13 protein-coding genes are annotated in these 18,680 nt (G+C 34.7%); 7 read left to right on the forward strand and 6 right to left on the reverse strand.

The features are described 5' to 3' along the window. Nucleotides 1-582: 582 nt before the first annotated feature. Nucleotides 583-2,088 carry a hypothetical protein gene (locus ABN763_RS09425; RefSeq protein ID WP_410485212.1) on the reverse strand — a complete coding sequence of 502 codons (1,506 nt, stop codon included), beginning with the start codon at nucleotides 2,086-2,088 and terminating at the stop codon, nucleotides 583-585. Between the two features lie 66 nt (nucleotides 2,089-2,154). Between ABN763_RS09425 and ABN763_RS09430 the strand changes: the two genes are divergently transcribed. From ABN763_RS09430 to ABN763_RS09440, 3 genes are all read left to right on the forward strand, one after another. Next, nucleotides 2,155-2,667 (forward strand): RNA polymerase sigma factor, encoded by a 513-nt coding sequence (locus ABN763_RS09430; protein WP_410485213.1) that lies wholly within the window; start codon nucleotides 2,155-2,157, stop codon nucleotides 2,665-2,667. 160 nt (nucleotides 2,668-2,827) lie between these two features. Then, nucleotides 2,828-3,757 (forward strand): FecR family protein, encoded by a 930-nt coding sequence (locus ABN763_RS09435; RefSeq protein ID WP_410485214.1) that lies wholly within the window; start codon nucleotides 2,828-2,830, stop codon nucleotides 3,755-3,757. After that, complete coding sequence (locus tag ABN763_RS09440) at nucleotides 3,738-6,320, forward strand: carboxypeptidase-like regulatory domain-containing protein (protein WP_410485215.1); 2,583 nt, start codon at nucleotides 3,738-3,740, stop codon at nucleotides 6,318-6,320. Before ABN763_RS09435 ends, ABN763_RS09440 begins: the two co-directional genes overlap by 20 nt. Here ABN763_RS09440 and ABN763_RS09445 read toward each other — a convergent pair. The 3 genes from ABN763_RS09445 to argS form a co-directional block, all read right to left on the reverse strand. Continuing rightward, nucleotides 6,317-6,532 carry a hypothetical protein gene (locus ABN763_RS09445; RefSeq protein ID WP_410485216.1) on the reverse strand — a complete coding sequence of 72 codons (216 nt, stop codon included), beginning with the start codon at nucleotides 6,530-6,532 and terminating at the stop codon, nucleotides 6,317-6,319. The two genes, ABN763_RS09440 and ABN763_RS09445, sit on opposite strands and share 4 nt — an antisense overlap. A 223-nt stretch (nucleotides 6,533-6,755) precedes the next feature. Continuing rightward, nucleotides 6,756-7,010 (reverse strand): hypothetical protein, encoded by a 255-nt coding sequence (locus ABN763_RS09450; protein WP_410485217.1) that lies wholly within the window; start codon nucleotides 7,008-7,010, stop codon nucleotides 6,756-6,758. Nucleotides 7,011-7,123: 113 nt separating this feature from the next. Beyond that, entirely contained in the window at nucleotides 7,124-8,893 is a 1,770-nt protein-coding gene (gene argS / locus ABN763_RS09455; RefSeq protein WP_410485218.1) for an arginine--tRNA ligase, read from the reverse strand. 116 nt (nucleotides 8,894-9,009) lie between these two features. Here argS and ABN763_RS09460 point away from each other — a divergent pair, with 116 nt between their 5' ends. The 4 genes from ABN763_RS09460 (at nucleotide 9,010) to ABN763_RS09475 (ending at nucleotide 16,250) form a co-directional block, all read left to right on the forward strand. After that, the gene (locus ABN763_RS09460) at nucleotides 9,010-9,444 is read left to right on the forward strand and encodes a hypothetical protein (protein ID WP_410485386.1); all 435 of its coding nucleotides are present in this window, start codon (nucleotides 9,010-9,012) and stop codon (nucleotides 9,442-9,444) included. A gap of 23 nt (nucleotides 9,445-9,467) precedes the next feature. Then, nucleotides 9,468-10,907: an SDR family oxidoreductase gene (locus ABN763_RS09465; RefSeq protein WP_410485219.1), complete on the forward strand. Its 1,440-nt coding sequence runs from the start codon at nucleotides 9,468-9,470 to the stop codon at nucleotides 10,905-10,907. 213 nt (nucleotides 10,908-11,120) lie between these two features. After that, a complete protein-coding gene (locus ABN763_RS09470; protein ID WP_410485220.1) occupies nucleotides 11,121-12,467 on the forward strand; it encodes a glycoside hydrolase family 2 TIM barrel-domain containing protein in 1,347 nt (448 codons plus the stop codon). Nucleotides 12,468-12,470: 3 nt separating this feature from the next. Then, a complete protein-coding gene (locus ABN763_RS09475; protein WP_410485221.1) occupies nucleotides 12,471-16,250 on the forward strand; it encodes a glycosyltransferase family 2 protein in 3,780 nt (1,259 codons plus the stop codon). On the opposite strand, the gene ABN763_RS09480 is transcribed toward ABN763_RS09475, so the two are convergent. Together ABN763_RS09480 and ABN763_RS09485 are read right to left on the reverse strand one after the other, a co-directional pair. Continuing rightward, a complete protein-coding gene (locus ABN763_RS09480) occupies nucleotides 16,247-17,113 on the reverse strand; it encodes a hypothetical protein (RefSeq protein WP_410485222.1) in 867 nt (288 codons plus the stop codon). The genes ABN763_RS09475 and ABN763_RS09480 overlap by 4 nt on opposite strands. Nucleotides 17,114-17,199: 86 nt before the next feature. Next, nucleotides 17,200-18,651: an MBOAT family O-acyltransferase gene (locus tag ABN763_RS09485; protein WP_410485223.1), complete on the reverse strand. Its 1,452-nt coding sequence runs from the start codon at nucleotides 18,649-18,651 to the stop codon at nucleotides 17,200-17,202. Nucleotides 18,652-18,680: the final 29 nt, after the last annotated feature.

Below are 18,680 nucleotides of genomic sequence, written 5' to 3' on the forward strand. Positions count from 1 at the left end.
AAAACATTAGTTTGGTATAGTTTGTCTATTATAAAACAATTTGTAATCAAAAAACCCCACCTTGAACATTTTAAATAGTAAATCAAGCTATCTAATAAAATAAGACAAAACTTAGGTTTGAAGGGAGTACTGCAACTTTTTACCAACACAAAAAGATTTCATGTTCGCACTGCAATCAGGATTAGTTTGCTCTAATTATTCTAATTGACGTTTTGATTATAAAGCAATTAATTTAATAAAATGAAAAAGGCTGCATTTCCGAAGAAATACAACCTTTTTTCCCAACCAAAAACCTAATGTAAATTGTATTTATTAATCCAATCTTTTTTGTTGGATCAATAAGACTTAAAAATCTTTTTTGAAATTAAACTATCGTAGTTGCTACTAACAAACCTACTATAGTAATCATGGTAAGTGCAATACCACTTAACATAAAGTTAGTTTCTTGGCGTAATTTTCGGGGGCTTAATAATCGTGTTTGTGCTTTCATGTTTATAAGACAATTACAAACAAAAAAACCCTACCATTTCTGCGTAAAAAAAATTGATTTTTAACATAAACAGCTTGTAATCAAACGAATAACTATAGCTTATCGAAGACTAAAGTCGCTATCAAGTTAGTTGCATTAAAAAGTTGAAGTGTAATTTGAGTGTCGTTGTAATTAAGTACCTGCCAACTTGTGGCTATTTGAGTAAAAGGAGGCACGTCTTCAAAAGTCATATTTAAAGACAAGTCAAACTGGTCTCGCACAGCTACTTGCCATGTGCCTTCTACTCCTGCATTGTTTATAGCAGCTCGCAATTCGCCATTTGAGCTAAATGTGAAAACACGTTGATTAAAAAGACTTGTTTGATCGCCGCTTGCTGTTGTCGTATAATTACTTACCGTCCATCCCGCACTAGCCAATAAAACATTTAACTCTGTAGGAGTGGTTGCACGAACCCTTCTTAATGTTAAAAATTGATTTCTAAAGCGAATATCAAATTCAAGATCGTTTAGTTGTATAAGATCCCAATCTCTATCAAATTCGTTATTTAAAGTAGCATTGTTAAAATCGAGATCTAATTCTAAAGCGCTATAGTCTCTTTCTAAACCCCAATTACCCGAACTGTTAGAACTACCATCGGTGATTTGTGAAGTTTCATCGTTATTAAAAGAAATTACGTTCGCTGAAAATTCTGCTGTACGATCATTAGTACCTTCTATGTAGCTTTTAAAAACAAAGTCATCAGCATCAAGCAACGCTCTAAAAGCAGTATCGTCCAAAACCAATCCAGCAGGAGTAAAACAATCATCGGTGGCAATGCCCTCTAAAAGAGTCTCCAGATCGGTACCATTTGCAATATTTCTCATTTCCTCATCTTCCAAAGTAACCTCTGCCGGGTACAACAAACTTGCTATTTCCTGTTGGTTTAATGGCAAGCCCTCATTATCATCAGCCAAAGCAACCATAAAATCAAACAACTCTTTATCATTTTCTAACCTAAAATTATCAGAAGTTTGTTTTGCTTGATCAAAAGTGATCATAAATAAAGGGTAGGTAAAATCAAGGCAAGTTAACGCACCTAATTGAAAATCATTTTCACATTCTTGAATCAATGCATCAAAATCTGCTTCGGTTGCCACCTCAGCAATGGTATGATCATCGTTAATGAATGATATAGGGTAATTAAAAGTAACAAAATCGTAATCCGTAGTACTTTGATCAAAAATTGCTTGCACTTCAGCAATACCGGCATCCGATGTAAGCGTAAGTTGTTCCCCATTCACCATAACTGTCACTGGATATACTAATTCACCGCAATCATAATCATCAATCAAGTTATCGACACGCCCGTCATTTGCAGCGGTGCTTTTTATTAGTCTAAACAAATCAGAATCAACAGTGATAGTTTCTAAACTGATAACAGGACGCTCCTCAATATCCGGTATATCATCCTGACAGCCAGATAATAGCAGTAAAAAAACACCTATAATATAGATACTAAACTTTGAAGGGTTAATCATAAATTGAAACGTCACTGTAATACTTAAATTAATGTGTAAATTACCACCTTTATTTTCTATTTTAAAAATTGTTTTCTTCAAATGCACTCAAAAACGTTAATTTTGGGTAGTTTTAAATTAATTTATTAAAAATAAACAAGATCTATTTTGAGTGAGGTAGTTACTCCAGATGTTTGCGAAGAAGCAGTGTTCGGGAATGTTTATATGGCAAACTCAAAAGCCATTTACCGATATATATACTATAAGTGTGGTGACGAGGCAAAAGCCAATGATGTCGCTCAAGAATCATTTTTAAAACTTTGGGAGAATTGTAAAAAGGTAGCAAGCGACAAGGCAAAAGCCTTTTTATATCGAGTTGCCAACAATTTATTTTTAAATGATGTAAAATCACAAAAAATTGCGCTTAAGTATGCTAAGCAAAGTGAGGACGTTGACAACCAATCTCCTGAGTATGTTTTAGAAGAAAAAGAATACAAAGATAAATTAGAACGGGCATTAGCCAATTTAACTGAAGCTGAACGCACCGCATTTCTATTAAATAGAATTGATGGCAAAAAGTATAAAGAAATTGCCGAAATGCTGGACATATCTGTAAAAGCAGTAGAAAAAAGAATACATAAAGCCCTACAAAAACTACGCGTAACCATTGATGGAATCTAGTTTTTTAATTTTTTTTTTAATTTTTTTTTGAAAAAAGGGTAGGGTAAACTTAAAACAAGTTGTTATATGTATGTAGAACTAGATAATTTCGAGTTTGCGACGAGATTTTAAAGTGATACATAGTTTGCAAAACAAGTTTAAAGTTTAAGAAAGTTTTACCATGAAAGACAATTTTTTAGCAAAATGGCTAAATGACGAGTTAGAAAACTCAGAGCTTCAGGAGTTACAACAAACTCCCGAGTTTGAGTCGTATAACAAAATCATTAGTACGTTAGATAAGTTGGATGCCCCAGCTTTTGATGAAAAAGCGGCATTTGCTTCTTTTAAATCCAACTATCTTGCTACACCCCAGATTAAAGAAGAAAAAGAAACCAAGGTCATTAAAATGAACGTTTGGAAACCAGTTTTACGCATAGCAGCTGTGGTTGTGCTTGCAGTAGGTTTCTACACATATATCAATACCCTTGATACTTCAGTTACGACTGACTTAGCCGAAATGACTGAAGTACGACTTCCTGATAACTCAGAAGTTATTGTAAATGCCGGTTCTGAAATTTCATTTAGCAAAAGTAAGTGGAGCGAAGAACGTCAAGTAAACCTTAAAGGTGAGGCATTTTTTAAAGTAGAAAAAGGACAAAAATTTGACGTAGTTACTTCTGATGGTATTGTATCAGTGCTAGGTACTCAATTTAATGTAAATAACCGCGAAGGACTTTTCCAAGTAACTTGTTACGAAGGTTTAGTGAGTGTAGCGCACAAAGGAGAGGTAACTAAATTACCCGCTGGAACTACTTTTACTGTATTAAATGGTGAAGTAGTATCAAAAGAAGCGCCAACTACACAAGTTCCTTCATGGACACTTAATGAAAGCTCATTTAAGAGTATGCCATTAGGTATCGTTATCGCTGAACTTGAAAGACAGCATGACATCGTTATTGAAACTGAAAATTTAGACTTGAATAAGAATTTCACAGGAAATTTCAGTAATAACGACGTAAATTTAGCTTTGAAGAGCATCAGTATTCCTTTAAATCTTATATTTGATATTCAAGATAAGAAGGTAATATTATATGCAGAAAATAATAAGTAGGAGTTGGCACCTATTAATACTCCTCTTTTTATTACATAATTTTCAGGTAAGTTTTTCGCAAGACTTAAAACAAAACAACAAATTGCTGCTCGTTGAGGTACTACCTCAAATAGAGCAGCAATTTTCTGTTTCATTTACCTACGTAGACGAAGTGCTTGATAATGTTTATGTTAGGTCTTTTGATGTAAAAAAAACCTACTTAAGCAAACTTCTCCAAAACATTTCAAGCCAAACGCAATTGGTCTTTAACGAACTCACAAAAGGTAATTACACTATTAGTGAAAATCCTGAATTAACTGTTTGCGCAACCATCATCGACGCAGAGAATGATGATCGTATTTTTGGAGCCACCATTGTTGTGGTCAATAAGAGTCAAGGGGCTCTAAGTATTGAAGACGGTAGTTTTAAACTTTCAAAAATAAAACGCACGGACTCACTCGAAGTACGTTATTTGGGATATAAATCGGTCGGAGTATATGCCAAGGATATGCTGGATTTAACCAATTGTCCACTCATTAAGCTAGAAAGAAAGTACGAAACTCTAAATGAAGTGGTTTTAACCGAATTCTTGACTGTCGGTATTCAGAAAAAGAAAGACGGGGTAATTAGCATGAATCCTGATGATTTCGGAATTTTACCTGGTCTTGCAGAACCTGATGTACTACAAACCATTCAAGCGCTACCTGGAGTAAAAAGCATAGATGAAACTATTTCTGACATTAATATTCGCGGAGGTACTAATGATCAAAATCTTGTATTATGGGATGATATTAGAATGTTTCAGTTAGGACATTTCTTTGGCTTAATATCTGCATTTAATCCTTACGTGACCAATAATATTGCTGTTATCAAAAATGGTACCGATGCGCAGTATGGCGACGGTGTTAGTAGTGTCATTAAAATGGAAACCGACAATGACGTTAAGGAAGAATTTAGCGGTGGAGGCGGCATTAACTTTATCGGCGCAGATGCATATGCCAATCTACCGATAAGAGATGGACTTTCAGCACAGATATCGGCTCGTCGTTCAGCAACTGATTTCTTACGTTCTCCAACATATGACCAGTATTTTACTCGGGCATTTCAAGATTCAAAAATAACAGATCTTACCACAAGCGAAGATGTTGAAGATGTTGAAGGAGAAGAGAAGTTTTTCTTTTACGATCTTTCAGCCAAGCTGTTATACGATTTAGATGACAAGCACTCATTTAGAGTTAGTTTTATCAATATTGCTAATAAACTTACTTACGAAGAACGCGCTGAAATAACAGGAAATCCATTTGATGAAAAAAAGGAAAGTTCTCTTGATCAAAAAAGTTTAGCCTTTGGCGGAAATTGGACAGCAAAATGGACGGACCGCCTTACCACTACCCTTTCTGGTTATTATACTAATTACGATTTAGATGCCTTAAACTTCACCTTATTTTCTGATCAACGTTTATTGCAATTAAACGAAGTGCTTGAAACGGGCACCAAGTTAATCGCCACGTATGACCTGCAAGGGGAACGCGTATACATATCCGGCGGATACCACTTTTCTGAAATCGGGGTTACCAACATAACCGACATTAATATTCCAAGTTTTAATGAAACCCGGAAAGACGTACTACGCAACCATGCTATTTTTGGTGAGTATAATTTTTCATCAGAAACGGGAGACCTTGGAGCCAGAGTAGGACTGCGGGCAAACTACTTTTCTAATTTCGATAAATTAGTAATCGAACCTCGGCTTAATGTCGTTTACAAATTTTCGCCAGAAATTACCGGCGAGCTTCGTGCTGAAATGAAAAGCCAAACCGCAACACAGGAAATCGATCTCCAGGATAACTTTTTAGGGGTTGAAAAAAGACGTTGGGAGCTTTCTAATGATGGTACACGCCCCGTTACCCAAAGTACACAAGTATCAACCGAATTTAGTTATAACAAAAATAATTGGTTGGTCTCATTAAGTGGTTTTTATAAAGATGTAACCGGCATCACAACCTCCAATCAAGGCTTTCAAAATCAAAATCAATTTGAACGCCGTGAAGGTGGTTACAGTTTATCAGGTGTTGAGTTTTTATTAAACAAGAAAGCTGCGAATTTTAGTGCTTGGCTTGGCTATAGCTATAATGTGAACAACTATGAGTTTACCGACCTTGACCCAGGATCTTTTAGAAACAACCTTGATATACGACATGCGGTAACTGTCGCAGCCACATACACCTGGAAAAAAATAAGATTTGCATTGGGAACAAACTGGAGAACCGGAAGACCCTATACGCTGCCGCTTGAAGGAAATGAGGTAAACACAAGTGGACTTATAAACACTGTTAATTACGATATTCCGAATGGGGCTAACCTCCCAGACTATTGGCGTACTGACTTTTCCGCGAATTATAAATTTAGTTTGAATGATCGGGTGAGAGCTACAATAGGTGCAGCATTACTAAACATTTTTGATAAACGCAATACTTTGAATATCTATTACAGGTTAGAAACTCCTCAATCTGAGGATGTACAGCAAGTAGAGCAACTTTCATTAGGAATTACACCTAACTTTAGCTTTAGATTACATTTTTAATGAATTTTAAAAGGGAAGTGGTTTTCGGTAGTATAAATGGCTTCAATGCTTCCATCTTCCTTAATCCATTTAAGGATAGTGCCGCTTTTTGTAATTCCGTACTTACGTTGCAATTTTTCAATACTTAAAAACCCATTTTTATATTCCTCAATAACGCGGCTTTTAAATGTCTGGCTGTAAATACGTGTTTTTTTCGATTTTTTAGTAAGCATGTTGTTTTTTGTCAATGTTGTTGTCCGAGTATCAACTCGTTTTGTAATAATCAAAAAATTAGGTAAGGAGAAGGGCATGAAAACAAATAGTCTTCATAAATAAAACAACAAGTACGCTAAAAACCCTACCCATAAAAGTGTTAAAATGAAAAACCCCAACAAATAATTGCCGGGGCCTCCCAGTTATACAAACCTCAAAATGGGCTTGTTCTAGGTGAATTTATTAAGAGTACTGTAGCTTATGCTTTTTAAGTACTAATTGATTTTCTATTGTTCTTAATTGTTGTTGTTTAAAGGATACAGGCTGTGGTGTGTATTGACCTATCCAGCTCAAAATCTCATGAGAAGTAGCAATTCCATATTTATTTCGAAGCCCGTCGATACTAAGCAAACCTCGTTCGTACTCTTTGATAACGAGTTGCTTAAATGTTTCGCTATAAAAAGTAACACTTTCTGAGTGTTTAGGTTTCGTTTTCATGGATATCAAATTATACTGCCAACAATCGGTGTCAGCATATACAAAACAATTTGAAGGCAAAAAACCCTACCAAAAAAACAGGAAAAAACTAAATTAATTTAATAAGAATGAAGTTACATTCTATCAGGCACTTGAATACCTAGCAAACCACAAGAAAGTTTGATTGTTTTACCCACCTTAGCGGCAAGTTGCACCCTAAAATCAGTTTTATCCTCACCTAATATTTGAACATTTTGATAAAAAGAATTAAATGCTTTCACCAAGTCATAGGTATAGTTAGCAATAAGTGCAGGGCTATATTGTTTTGCCGCTTGCTGCACTATTTCAGGGTATTGTACCAAACCTTTTATTAACTCTTTTTCCCGAATATGAAGGTTCACATTTGTTTCGACTTCCTGTACTTCTGTTACTGAAGCCTTTCTTAAAATAGACTGAATTCTTGCGTACGTATATTGAATGAATGGACCAGTGTTTCCTTGGAAATCGATCGATTCTTCGGGATTGAACAAAATTCGTTTTTTAGGGTCAACTTTTAAAATGTAATACTTCAATGCTGCTAATCCTATTTGACGATAAAGAATCAATTTCTCAGCATCGGTATAATCTTCTAGTTTCCCTAATTCTTCTGAAATAATACCAGCCGTTTCCGCCATATTTCTAATAAGATCATCTGCATCAACTACAGTACCTTCCCTACTTTTCATTTTTCCTGAAGGTAAGTCAACCATTCCGTAACTAAGATGGTACAAATTTTCTGCCCAACTAAAGCCAAGTTTTTTTAGGATTAAAAACAGTACTTTAAAATGATAATCTTGTTCATTACCAACGGTATAAACCATACTATTAATATCGGGATTGTCTTTTACCCTTTGTATGGCGGTCCCAATATCTTGTGTCATATAAACCGCAGTACCATCACTACGAAGTACTATTTTTTCGTCAAGTCCCTCATCAGTAAGGTCTATCCATACACTTCCATCAGCTTTTTTAAAGAAAACTCCTTTTTCTAATCCATCTTCTACAACATCTTTACCCAATAAATAGGTATTGCTTTCATAGTAATAACTATCAAAATCAACCCCCAACGCTTTATAAGTAACATCAAAACCATCATAAACCCATTGATTCATCTTTTTCCAAAGTGCGACTACTTCTTCATCTCCTTGCTCCCATTTTTGTAGCATTTTCTGAGCTTCTTGCAAAATGGGGGCTTCTTTCTTTGCTTGTTCTTCTAATAGACCGTTGACCATCAGGTCTTCTATCTGCTTTTTATATTCTTGATCGAACTTTACATAGTAGTTGCCAACTAGCTTGTCTCCTTTTATATTTTCAGACTCGGGTGTTGTTCCATTTCCAAACTTCTGCCAAGCCAACATCGACTTACATATATGAATCCCACGATCATTTATTATTTGGGTTTTAACCACTTCTTTCCCAGAGGCTTTAAGTATTTGAGCAACGGAATATCCTAGTAAGTTATTACGAATATGCCCTAAATGTAATGGTTTGTTGGTATTAGGAGATGAATATTCAACCAAAACAGCACCATTTGAAAGATCAGGATTAACATGCCCATACTCTTCGTCGAGCTGTATTGTATTAAAGAAGTTCAGATAATACTGATCACTAATCACCAAATTCAAAAAACCTTTTACCACATTATAGTCTACAACTTCCTGAACATGTTTTTTTAAGTAAGCACCAATAGTTTCACCAAGTTGAACTGGATTGGTTTTTACATACTTCAATAGTTGAAAGATTACCACTGTAATATCTCCTTCAAAATCTTTGCGTGTACTTTGAAACTCAACCTCATCAATAGCAACTTCATACTGGTCACTTATCAGTTCTTTTATGGCTGTTGTAATAAACTCTTGCAGCATTGATAGTCTTTTTAAGCCTGCAAAGATAACTATTAAACTGATATTGATATAAGATTCTGAAAGCTATCATTAGTGATTTAAGTAGTATCTTTAATAGGTAATTGATCGCTTTGAAAATGCTATTAAACGTATCCTATAACGACCCCACTATAAAAGAAAAAATTGAAAACGAAGTCGGAAAACCTTTTACTTTAAAAGAGCGATGGAATCTGAAGGGGGTTGGCTCTCCCAAATTGTTTATTACCAGTAGCAGTATTGAAATTCACAATTTACTCATCTTAGACAAGTACATAAATTCATGTAATATTGAAATAAGACCTAAAGGGGTTATTATACGATTTAGATCTCTTTTAGAAACTTTTGCCCTGGTCATACCTTACTATAAACTTTCTTTATATAAAGGGAAAAAAGATGAATATTCTATTTATCGAGATCACTATTTCATAAAAATAAAAGCGGCACCCACCGACAAAAACGTGCACAAGTTTATTAAAAAAATACTCAATAAAAAGGCGGAGTTTTCAGCAAACAATAGCACTGATTATTTGTAATTTAGTGTTTTAAATTTCTGATTATGAATATTTTACTTACCGGAGCGAATGGGTATATTGGTATGCGCTTGTTGCCAAGACTACTCGATATGGGACATAACGTAATATGTTGCGTTCGTAATGCCAAACGACTATCAGTCGATGCCGAAACTTTAAGTAAAATAAAAATTATTGAAATTGATTTTTTAGAAGAACCTCAGATTGGAAAAATCCCAAAAGACATTGATATTGCCTATTACTTGATTCATTCAATGAGTTCATCCACGACCGATTTTGATGAAAAAGAGGAAGTATCTGCCCGTAATTTCAATAGCTACATGAAACATACTAGGGTAAATCAAGTAATTTATTTGAGCGGGATTGTAAATGAAAACAACCTTTCTAAACATCTGTGGTCCCGCAAAAATGTCGAAGAAACACTGTATGAAGGCAGTTACAATCTTACCGTGCTAAGGGCTGCAATCATTGTAGGTTCTGGAAGTGCATCATTTGAAATTATTAGAGATTTATGTGAAAAATTACCCTTTATGGTCACTCCAAAATGGGTGCTTACCAAAAGTCAACCTATTGCTATAAGAGACGTTATTAATTTTCTACTTGGCGTTATCGGAAATCAAAAGTGCTATAATGAATCATTCGATATTGGAGGCCCAGACATTTTAACCTATAAAGAAATGCTTCATCAATATGCCAAGGTACGCGGTTTTAAAAATTGGATTATTGCCTTACCCTTGATGACACCAAAATTATCTTCATATTGGTTGTACTTTGTTACTTCTACATCGTACAAATTGGCCTTAAATTTGGTGGATAGCATGAAGATCGAGGTAATTACAAAAGATAAAAGACTACAAGAAATTTTAAGTATCAAACCACATACTTATACAGAAGCCATTGAAATGGCATTTTCTAAAATAAAACAGAATCGCGTTGTAAGTAGTTGGAAAGATAGTATGATAAGTGGCCGGTTTAAAAAAGAGCTAAAGAAATATGTAGAAGTACCTACCTATGGTTGTTTAAAAGATGAGAAAACTAAAAAGGTTAAACACCCAGAACTTGTTTTAAAGAACATTTGGCGCATTGGAGGTGATACGGGGTGGTATTATGGCGATTGGCTTTGGAAAATTAGAGGCTTCATTGATAAACTTATTGGCGGAGTAGGTTTACGTCGCGGGAGAACAAGTCCCGATATTATTTATGAAGGAGACGCATTAGACTTTTGGCGTGTACTATTAGCTGATAAAAATAACAAAAGATTACTGCTATTTGCGGAGATGCGTGTTCCTGGAGAAGCGTGGCTCGAATTTAATATAGACAAGAATAACGTATTACACCAAACTGCTACATTTAGACCAAGAGGACTGGCTGGTAGGCTCTACTGGTATAGCATGCTACCATTTCACTTTTTTATTTTTGGAGGTATGATCAGAAATATATGCAAAGTAGATCGATCAACTAATTAACTAAACTGTAAATTTTGATTTTGAAATTATTAAATCAAGATTCGAGTTCTGGTAACAACGATTATCTGTCTGTTTTTTCGCTGAAATTTTTTTCAGAATACCGTTAAAAGATAATTTGTTGTCGATAGTAGAATTTAGATTGAAAAAACCGGAAAAAGGCTAACTGAATAGTAAATGTTACTATTTTTATTCCGCTAATCTCCCCCTAGCGATATGATTTTTAAAACTCGTTTTTTTAAATGGTTTTTAGTATTGATTATTCTTTTACCGTTGGCATACTTTGTACTTGCCCATAAAAGTGATCATTTAGCTTACTCAACTGCAAAAGTACGTATTGAGCATACTGCTAATGGATATCAGTTGCTTAAAAACAACAAACCTTTTGTTATAAAGGGAGCTGCTACTGATTCATTATTTCTTAAAGAATTATCACAAGCAGGGGCAAATACCATTCGGGTATATGACACTTTAGGAATAAAGCAAATACTTGATGATGCATATGCCAATAATTTAAGTGTTATGATCGATCTGCCGATTCAACGTTGCCTAAGAGAATTGTGTGACTTTTACGAGGACGAAACTTTTATCGAAAGTAACATTAATACATTCACCAAATTTGTAAGTAGATACAAAGATCATCCTGCATTATTAATGTGGGTACTTGGTAATGAGATTAAATTTCCGAAACGTTCAGAAAGCAAAAACTTCTATAGTTTTTTCAATCGATTGGTGCGAAGTATTAGAAATAGCGACCCAAATCATCCGCTCACCACAGCAATATCCAATTCCTCTAAAACTCAAATAACGCGAATTGCTCTTTGGTGTGAACCCCTAGACGCTATTGGATTTAATAGTTTTGGGGGCTTAGGTAATATGGAAAATGACCTAAGCAAAACCTCATTATTGTGGAAAGGGCCTTTTATTATAACAGAATGGGGTATCAATGGTCCGTGGGAAGCGGCAGCCTATACCAAATGGGGGGCGCAAATTGAAGATAACAGCACAAAAAAAGCGGAGCAATATGTTGAACGTTATCAACGGTATATAAATTTAAAAAACGGCAGATTCTTAGGAGACATATTCTTTTACTGGGGTAAAAAGCAAGAACGTACACATACATGGTATAGTACATTTTTGGATGATAGTACTATGACCCAAACCGCATTAGAAATGACCAATATTTGGAAACAATCTGAAGTTGATATTGATTTACCCCGTATAAAATACTTACTTATAGAAGAAAAAGGGGCCAATAAAAGTCTGGTATTTCAACCTGAAACTTCTCACGATATTGAATTAGTCTTAGAAGATAATACAGGAGATTATACTCTAATTGAATGGGAAATACTCCCAGAAAATTGGTATTATCGCTGGCATGATGTTGAAAAAAGACCGACTACACTATTTAATTATGTAAGTAGTAACAGCTTAACAACTACCTTTAAAACTCCAAAAAAAGAAGGGCCATACAGAATTTTTTGTGCTATTAAGAATAAAAATGGTCAAGCTGCCACGACCAATATTCCGTTTTACGTTCTAAAACCAAATCAAAAACTATAAGTAATGGTCACAGCTCCCACCAAAAAGCAAAAGCGCGCCTTGCGATTTATGATTGTGATTGGTGTCCTTTCGACCATTAATTTCTTCTATTGGTTTTTAAACCCCGACCTAGTAGGCTACAAACCGGTGTATATTCTACTGATTGCGGCAATGGTGTATTCGTATTCTAAACTAATTTATGAGTGGTATCATTATTGGTCAATATCAGTACCAGATGAGCCTAAGGGCGAAAAAAGATTTACGGTAGATGTATTGACCACCTATTTCCCCGGCGAGCCTTATGACATGATTATTGATACGCTTACTGCTATTCAAAAAATGCCATATCCACATACGACCTATTTATGTGATGAAGCCAACGATCCTTTTCTTATGGAAGAGTGTAAAAAACTTGGAGTGATTCACGTAACACGTGATAATCGTATTGATGCAAAAGCCGGTAATATAAACAACGCTTTAAAACAAGCCACCGGTGAAATATGTTTGATCTTAGATCCAGATCATATGCCGCAACCAAATTTTTTAGATCAAATTGTCCCATATTTTGAAAATTCAGCATTAGGATACGTGCAGACCGTGCAAGCATATTCAAACCTTAATGAATCATATGTTGCTAAGGGTGCGGCGCAACAAACTTTTCAGTTTTATGGCCCTATGATGATGTGCATGAACTCATACGGTACAGTAAACGCTATTGGCGCAAATTGCATGTTTAGAAGAGCCGCTTTAGATTCTATTGGTGGGCATGCCGCGGGATTATCTGAAGATATGCACACAGCTATGAAACTACATGCTCAGGGTTGGAAATCAATTTATGTCCCAAAAGTATTCACCTTAGGGTATGTACCTTCCAACATTACCGCTTATTACAAGCAGCAGCTAAAATGGTCAAGAGGTACCTTAGAACTTTTGGTAACCACTTATCCTAAAATTTTCAGAAAATTAAATCTGCGACAAAAATTGCATTATGGTTTAATTCCTTTTCATTATCTAATAGGGGTCATTTACTTAATCAACTTCCTAATACCTATCATTTCCTTACTTACCTGTACTTCTCCTTGGAAAGGGAATATGATTATGTTTAGCATTATTATACTGCCCTTAATATTTAGTGTGCTCCTTATAAGATCATATGTGCAACGTTGGGTAATGAACAAGAGGGAACGTGGTTATCATATTGTGGGTGGGTTACTACAAATTAGTACCTGGTGGGTATATTGCGTTGGTCTTTTTTATACCTTAATAAGAAAAAGAGTACCATACCTACCCACTCCCAAAGACGATAAGGACCAAAATAATTGGCCAATTGTATTTCCAAACCTGATTATTGCCGCTGTTTCTGTTTATGCCATTCATTTCGGCTTATCAAAGGACTGGACACCATTTAGTGTATTCATGGCTGGCTTCGCTTTGCTAAATACCTTTTTCATGATTTTTTCAGTGTATTTAGCACACCATAGTCATCCCGAATATGATCCCGATAGAAGTGTATTTAAGGAAAAATTGTTGGAAACTAAAATGAGTATTAAATTGTTTCTATGGGAAACAAGACACCGCTTATATGAGATATCCCGATCTTACGCGGTAGCTATTCTGATAACCATAATTTTTTTATCCGCAGTATTTTTAAAAGTACATCAATACAATCAGTGGGAAGGTGTTAAACCCGATAATCAATACAGCTTAAAACCTAATTATACGGGGATATTTCTTCCTTCAAATGATAGTGGCCTCTCAGATGTAGCCATGATCAAGGAGGTGGAAAACAATCAAAAGACTAAGTTTAATATTCACTCGTTGTATCTGGCATGGGGAGATAAAGGTTCTAGTCAGTTTCCAACCAATATAATAGATTCAATAATTACTAATAAAAGGATACCGATGATTACATGGGAACCTTGGTCCAGTAATTTTGAACGTAGTGATAGTATCATATTACTTAAGAATGAGCAAAAGATATTTAAGCATATCACCAATGGTGTTTTTGATCAGTATATAACCAGTTTTGCACTGAAGCTAAAAGCATACAAAAAGCCTTTTTTTCTGCGTTTCGCACACGAGTTTGACAATCCTGCTTATCCATGGTCAAGTATAGGAAATAATACTGCAAATGAGTTTCGAGAAGCTTGGAAATACATTCATAATAAGTTTTCTGAACTTAATGTTAATAATGTTATCTGGGTATGGAATCCTTGGAAACCTAATGCTATTGAAGACTATTTCCCAGGAAAAGAATATGTAGATTGGGTGGGATTGACCATACTTAATTATGATAACTATAGTTTTGAAGAGCTTTACGAACCATTTAAAGAAAGACTATCTTATATCACCAATGCACCAATTATGATTGCAGAATTTGGTTCGCTAGGCAAACAAGATTATAAGGAACAATGGGTACAACAAGGGTTAAGAAATATAAACGAAAAGCATCCGGAAATCAATGCGCTTGTCTACTTCAATAGTTCATTTGACAAAAATACTCCTGAATACAAAAAAGAAACCATATTAGACTGGAGCATTACTAACTTTTCTGATTTCAATACGTTTTTTTCAAAGTCAAAAGTACCTTCATATTCATACGAAAATGTCACATTCAATAGGTTAAGAGCCGCAAATACCAATAGTGGCATCTCATTTACCAAACAATTGAAAGGTGTTAATTACAAGAAGGGAAGTAATTGGTATAAAGATCACTATGTTTTAAGCAGAATGAATCTAATTGAGGACTTTGAAAAGATGAAGTCGTTAGGAATTAATACTATTAAATTTACTGGACCCGGAGTTTATGATAAAAATATATTGACCATAACCAAAGAACAGAGCATTAATACCATATATAGTTTTTGGATTGAAGATGATATAAATTTCAAAGAAGATCGATCATCAATTAATCATTTGAATAACAAGATTATTTCAACAGTTAGAAGACTTCAAAAGAATGATCATATAATTGGTTGGAATATAGGCAATGATGTATTTAGAAATCTCAATAATTCTTTTACTAAACCAATAGTACAACATCAACAAATAGCATATCTAGATTGGGTAAGAGATCTTATTTCAAAAATCAATGTCATCGATGATCGTCCGGTTTTTATTGATATTGAAGTGCATGAAAAAACATTGTTCCAATTAGAAAAACTTGCTGCCAAATTACCATCTTCTGTTTGCTATTCCCTGCATATTAATGAAGACGCAAATGGTGTTGAACAAGTGGTCAAGTATTTAAAGAAAAACAATGTAGGTTATATAATTTCTGACATAGCAGTTAATACCATGACTAAAAATAACCTTCAGCATGAACATACTTTTATTAGTAACTGGCAAGATCAATTTGAAAATAATCGTCTTAGCTTTGACGGTTTGTATAACAAAGATGGTGTTCCCAAACCCTTCGCGCTTCAATTAAAAAATATTTGGAATAATGGTGCCGTTAAGATCAATACCTTACTACCATACATTCTTAAACCAGCCAAGCCCACTTACACTGGAAACAGCTTGTTTTACCAGGCTATGTTCCTTGTAAATAATCAATGGGTATATGCAGCTGATTTAAAAAAAGATATCACCTATAAATGGAGTATGGTTAAAATGGCAGGACCAGAATCTCCAATTGCCACAAAACTCTTAAGTACCAACCCCAATGTTCTAGTTGTTATTCCTAAAAATAACGAGCAATATCAGCTTTTATTAGAGATTGAAAAAGACGGTATTACCACAAGTACGATGACTAATCTTAATACTCCTCTACTTGAAGAGTCACCGATAACAACAAATCATTAGTTTTTCAACTTTTTAATATCATTAGCTAGTTGATGAGTAAATGTCTTTGCACTCTCAGAAAAAAAGTGTGACCCATCATAATATTTATAGCGGTTATAGTCATTTGTATAATTAAGAAAAGTAACCGAATACTCTCTGGAGATCTCATTGATCAAGCTATTCATTTCGGGCCAAAATTCATTTTCAAAATCACGTACTGATTTAGCTACAGGCATGCGTACCAAAACCACCTTGCCGTAGTTTTTAAGCATGTCGATTGTCTCCTTAAAGGCTCTTAATCTGGTTTTAGATATCTTCTGCCCTGCCAATATTTTTTTATAAGAAACCAAAGTTTCGCGCTCCCATTTTGTGGCCATCGAATCGGTTACTTGATAGGTAATGTCACCTCTCGTAAATTCGGTCCATCCCGTTTTACGCGTTTTCACAACAATATCACTATCGGGAAAAAGTATTCCTTTGTAAAGCGGATTAGCATAGCATTTTGCCATATACTCAAAATTAGGATCGGTATTTAACCACTTCATTTTACCCAATATAGTATCTTCATCCAGCTCTTCTAGATTATTATCTGATGCCGATGAGGGTATTAAAAAGCTCCCAGGAGAAACTGATAGAATAAAAAGTCCATTTTTGGTTCCTTCTTTAATCTTGGCTTCAATATCTTCCTTGTAAATAGGTCCATAGGAAGATCTATATAGCTCAAAGGAAAAATTTAAAACTGGTTTATCAATAGTATCTGATCCGGTAAATTCTTCTTCTATAATTTCAGGTGCAATACCAAAATTCGCTCGTGAGAGTCCTATAATCATACTAGATGCAGGATATCGAAACTTATGGTAATATCGATCAACATGAGTTTGCATCAACGAATAACTTATTGACAAATACATCCCTATAAGGATGACTATTAAGAACGCTATTTTTATGATAAACCTTGACATTTTCATCTTTAAAACTGAAAATAAATGAAACTGTTTTGCCTATTAAATGCGAATAACACCATGATACTTATAAAAAGCACATATAGGCTCCAACGTACCGCTATATTATTTGAAGAAAAAAGCTCGTATATCTTATCGTTTCCTTTATAAAAATGCACAATCTGGACGAATAGAATGCAAATTATGATCAGTACAATTTCAAAAAGATCATTCAGAATATTAAAGTAAAATGCATTAATATGAAACATGTGGTATATGTACCTAAATGCATTTTCGATGGAGGAAGATCTAAATAATATTAGAGAAAAACATAGAAAGCTAATAGTGACAGCGCCCCATAAAATATTTCTCATTTTGTGTGAAACATTAAACGGCAAAGCATCAACTAGCTTGTTTCTAAAAGACAAAGTAGCTCGTTCAAGTATTAAGAAGATTGCGCAAAGCAATCCCCATACAACAAAGGTCCAGTTAGCACCGTGCCAGAGACCATTAATAAAAAAAACAAGTAAAAGCGATACAGAAATCGATAGCTTTAGATTCCGTGTTAAGGGCTTATACAAGTAATCTCTTAACCATTGCATTAGTGAACGATGCCATCGTTGCCAAAACTGGGTGCTATTAGCTGAATAAAAAGGTCGATTAAAATTGTTCATCAAATCAAAACCCAATACTTTGGCTGCACCTACCGCTATAATTGAATAAGCAGAAAAATCATAGTATATCTGGAAACCGAAAAGATACATTCCAATAATTAAAGGCAAGCCAGGAGTCGCACTTGGATCACCATGCACGTGGTCTACATAAACACCTAATCTATCGGCAACGACCATTTTTAAAAAGAAACCCCAACTCATTAAGATAATTCCTTTACGAATTTCCGGAATATCAAGTTCAATTTTCTTATAAAATTGAGGAAGTAATCTTGAAGCTCTTTCAATAGGGCCTGCCACAAGCTGGGGAAAAAATGCAACATATAAAGCATACTTACCCAAATGACGCTCCGGTTCGATCTTTCCCCTGAATACATCGATACTATAACTTAAAGTTTGAAAAGTATAAAAGCTAATTCCTACAGGTAGCAAAATGTTACCATAGCTAAAACCAAGTCCCTCACCATCAAGTTCTACCGTAGAACCAAAGTAGGCCATAACATCACTAATAGATTCTGAGAAAAATCCTAGGTACTTAAAAAAGAAAAGCATCCCAAGGTTAGCGACAACACTAATTGTTATGTAAGTTTTTCTAATTGATTGATTAGTGGATTTATACATTTTCATCCCACAGAAGTAATCAATTAATGTAGATGTAATGAGAAGTAATACCAATGTGATATCCCATTGCATATAAAAATAATAACTGCATCCTAGTAACCATGCCCATCGGTGTTTATGAGACAGCACATAGTAAATGATTACCGCTATTGGAAAGAAGAAAATAAAGTCAAGCGAATTGAACAGCATTGCTTGCAGTTAAATTTTGTGAAAATTAA

This window comes from Spongiivirga sp. MCCC 1A20706, from assembly GCF_046524175.1.
Taxonomy (GTDB): domain Bacteria; phylum Bacteroidota; class Bacteroidia; order Flavobacteriales; family Flavobacteriaceae; genus Spongiivirga.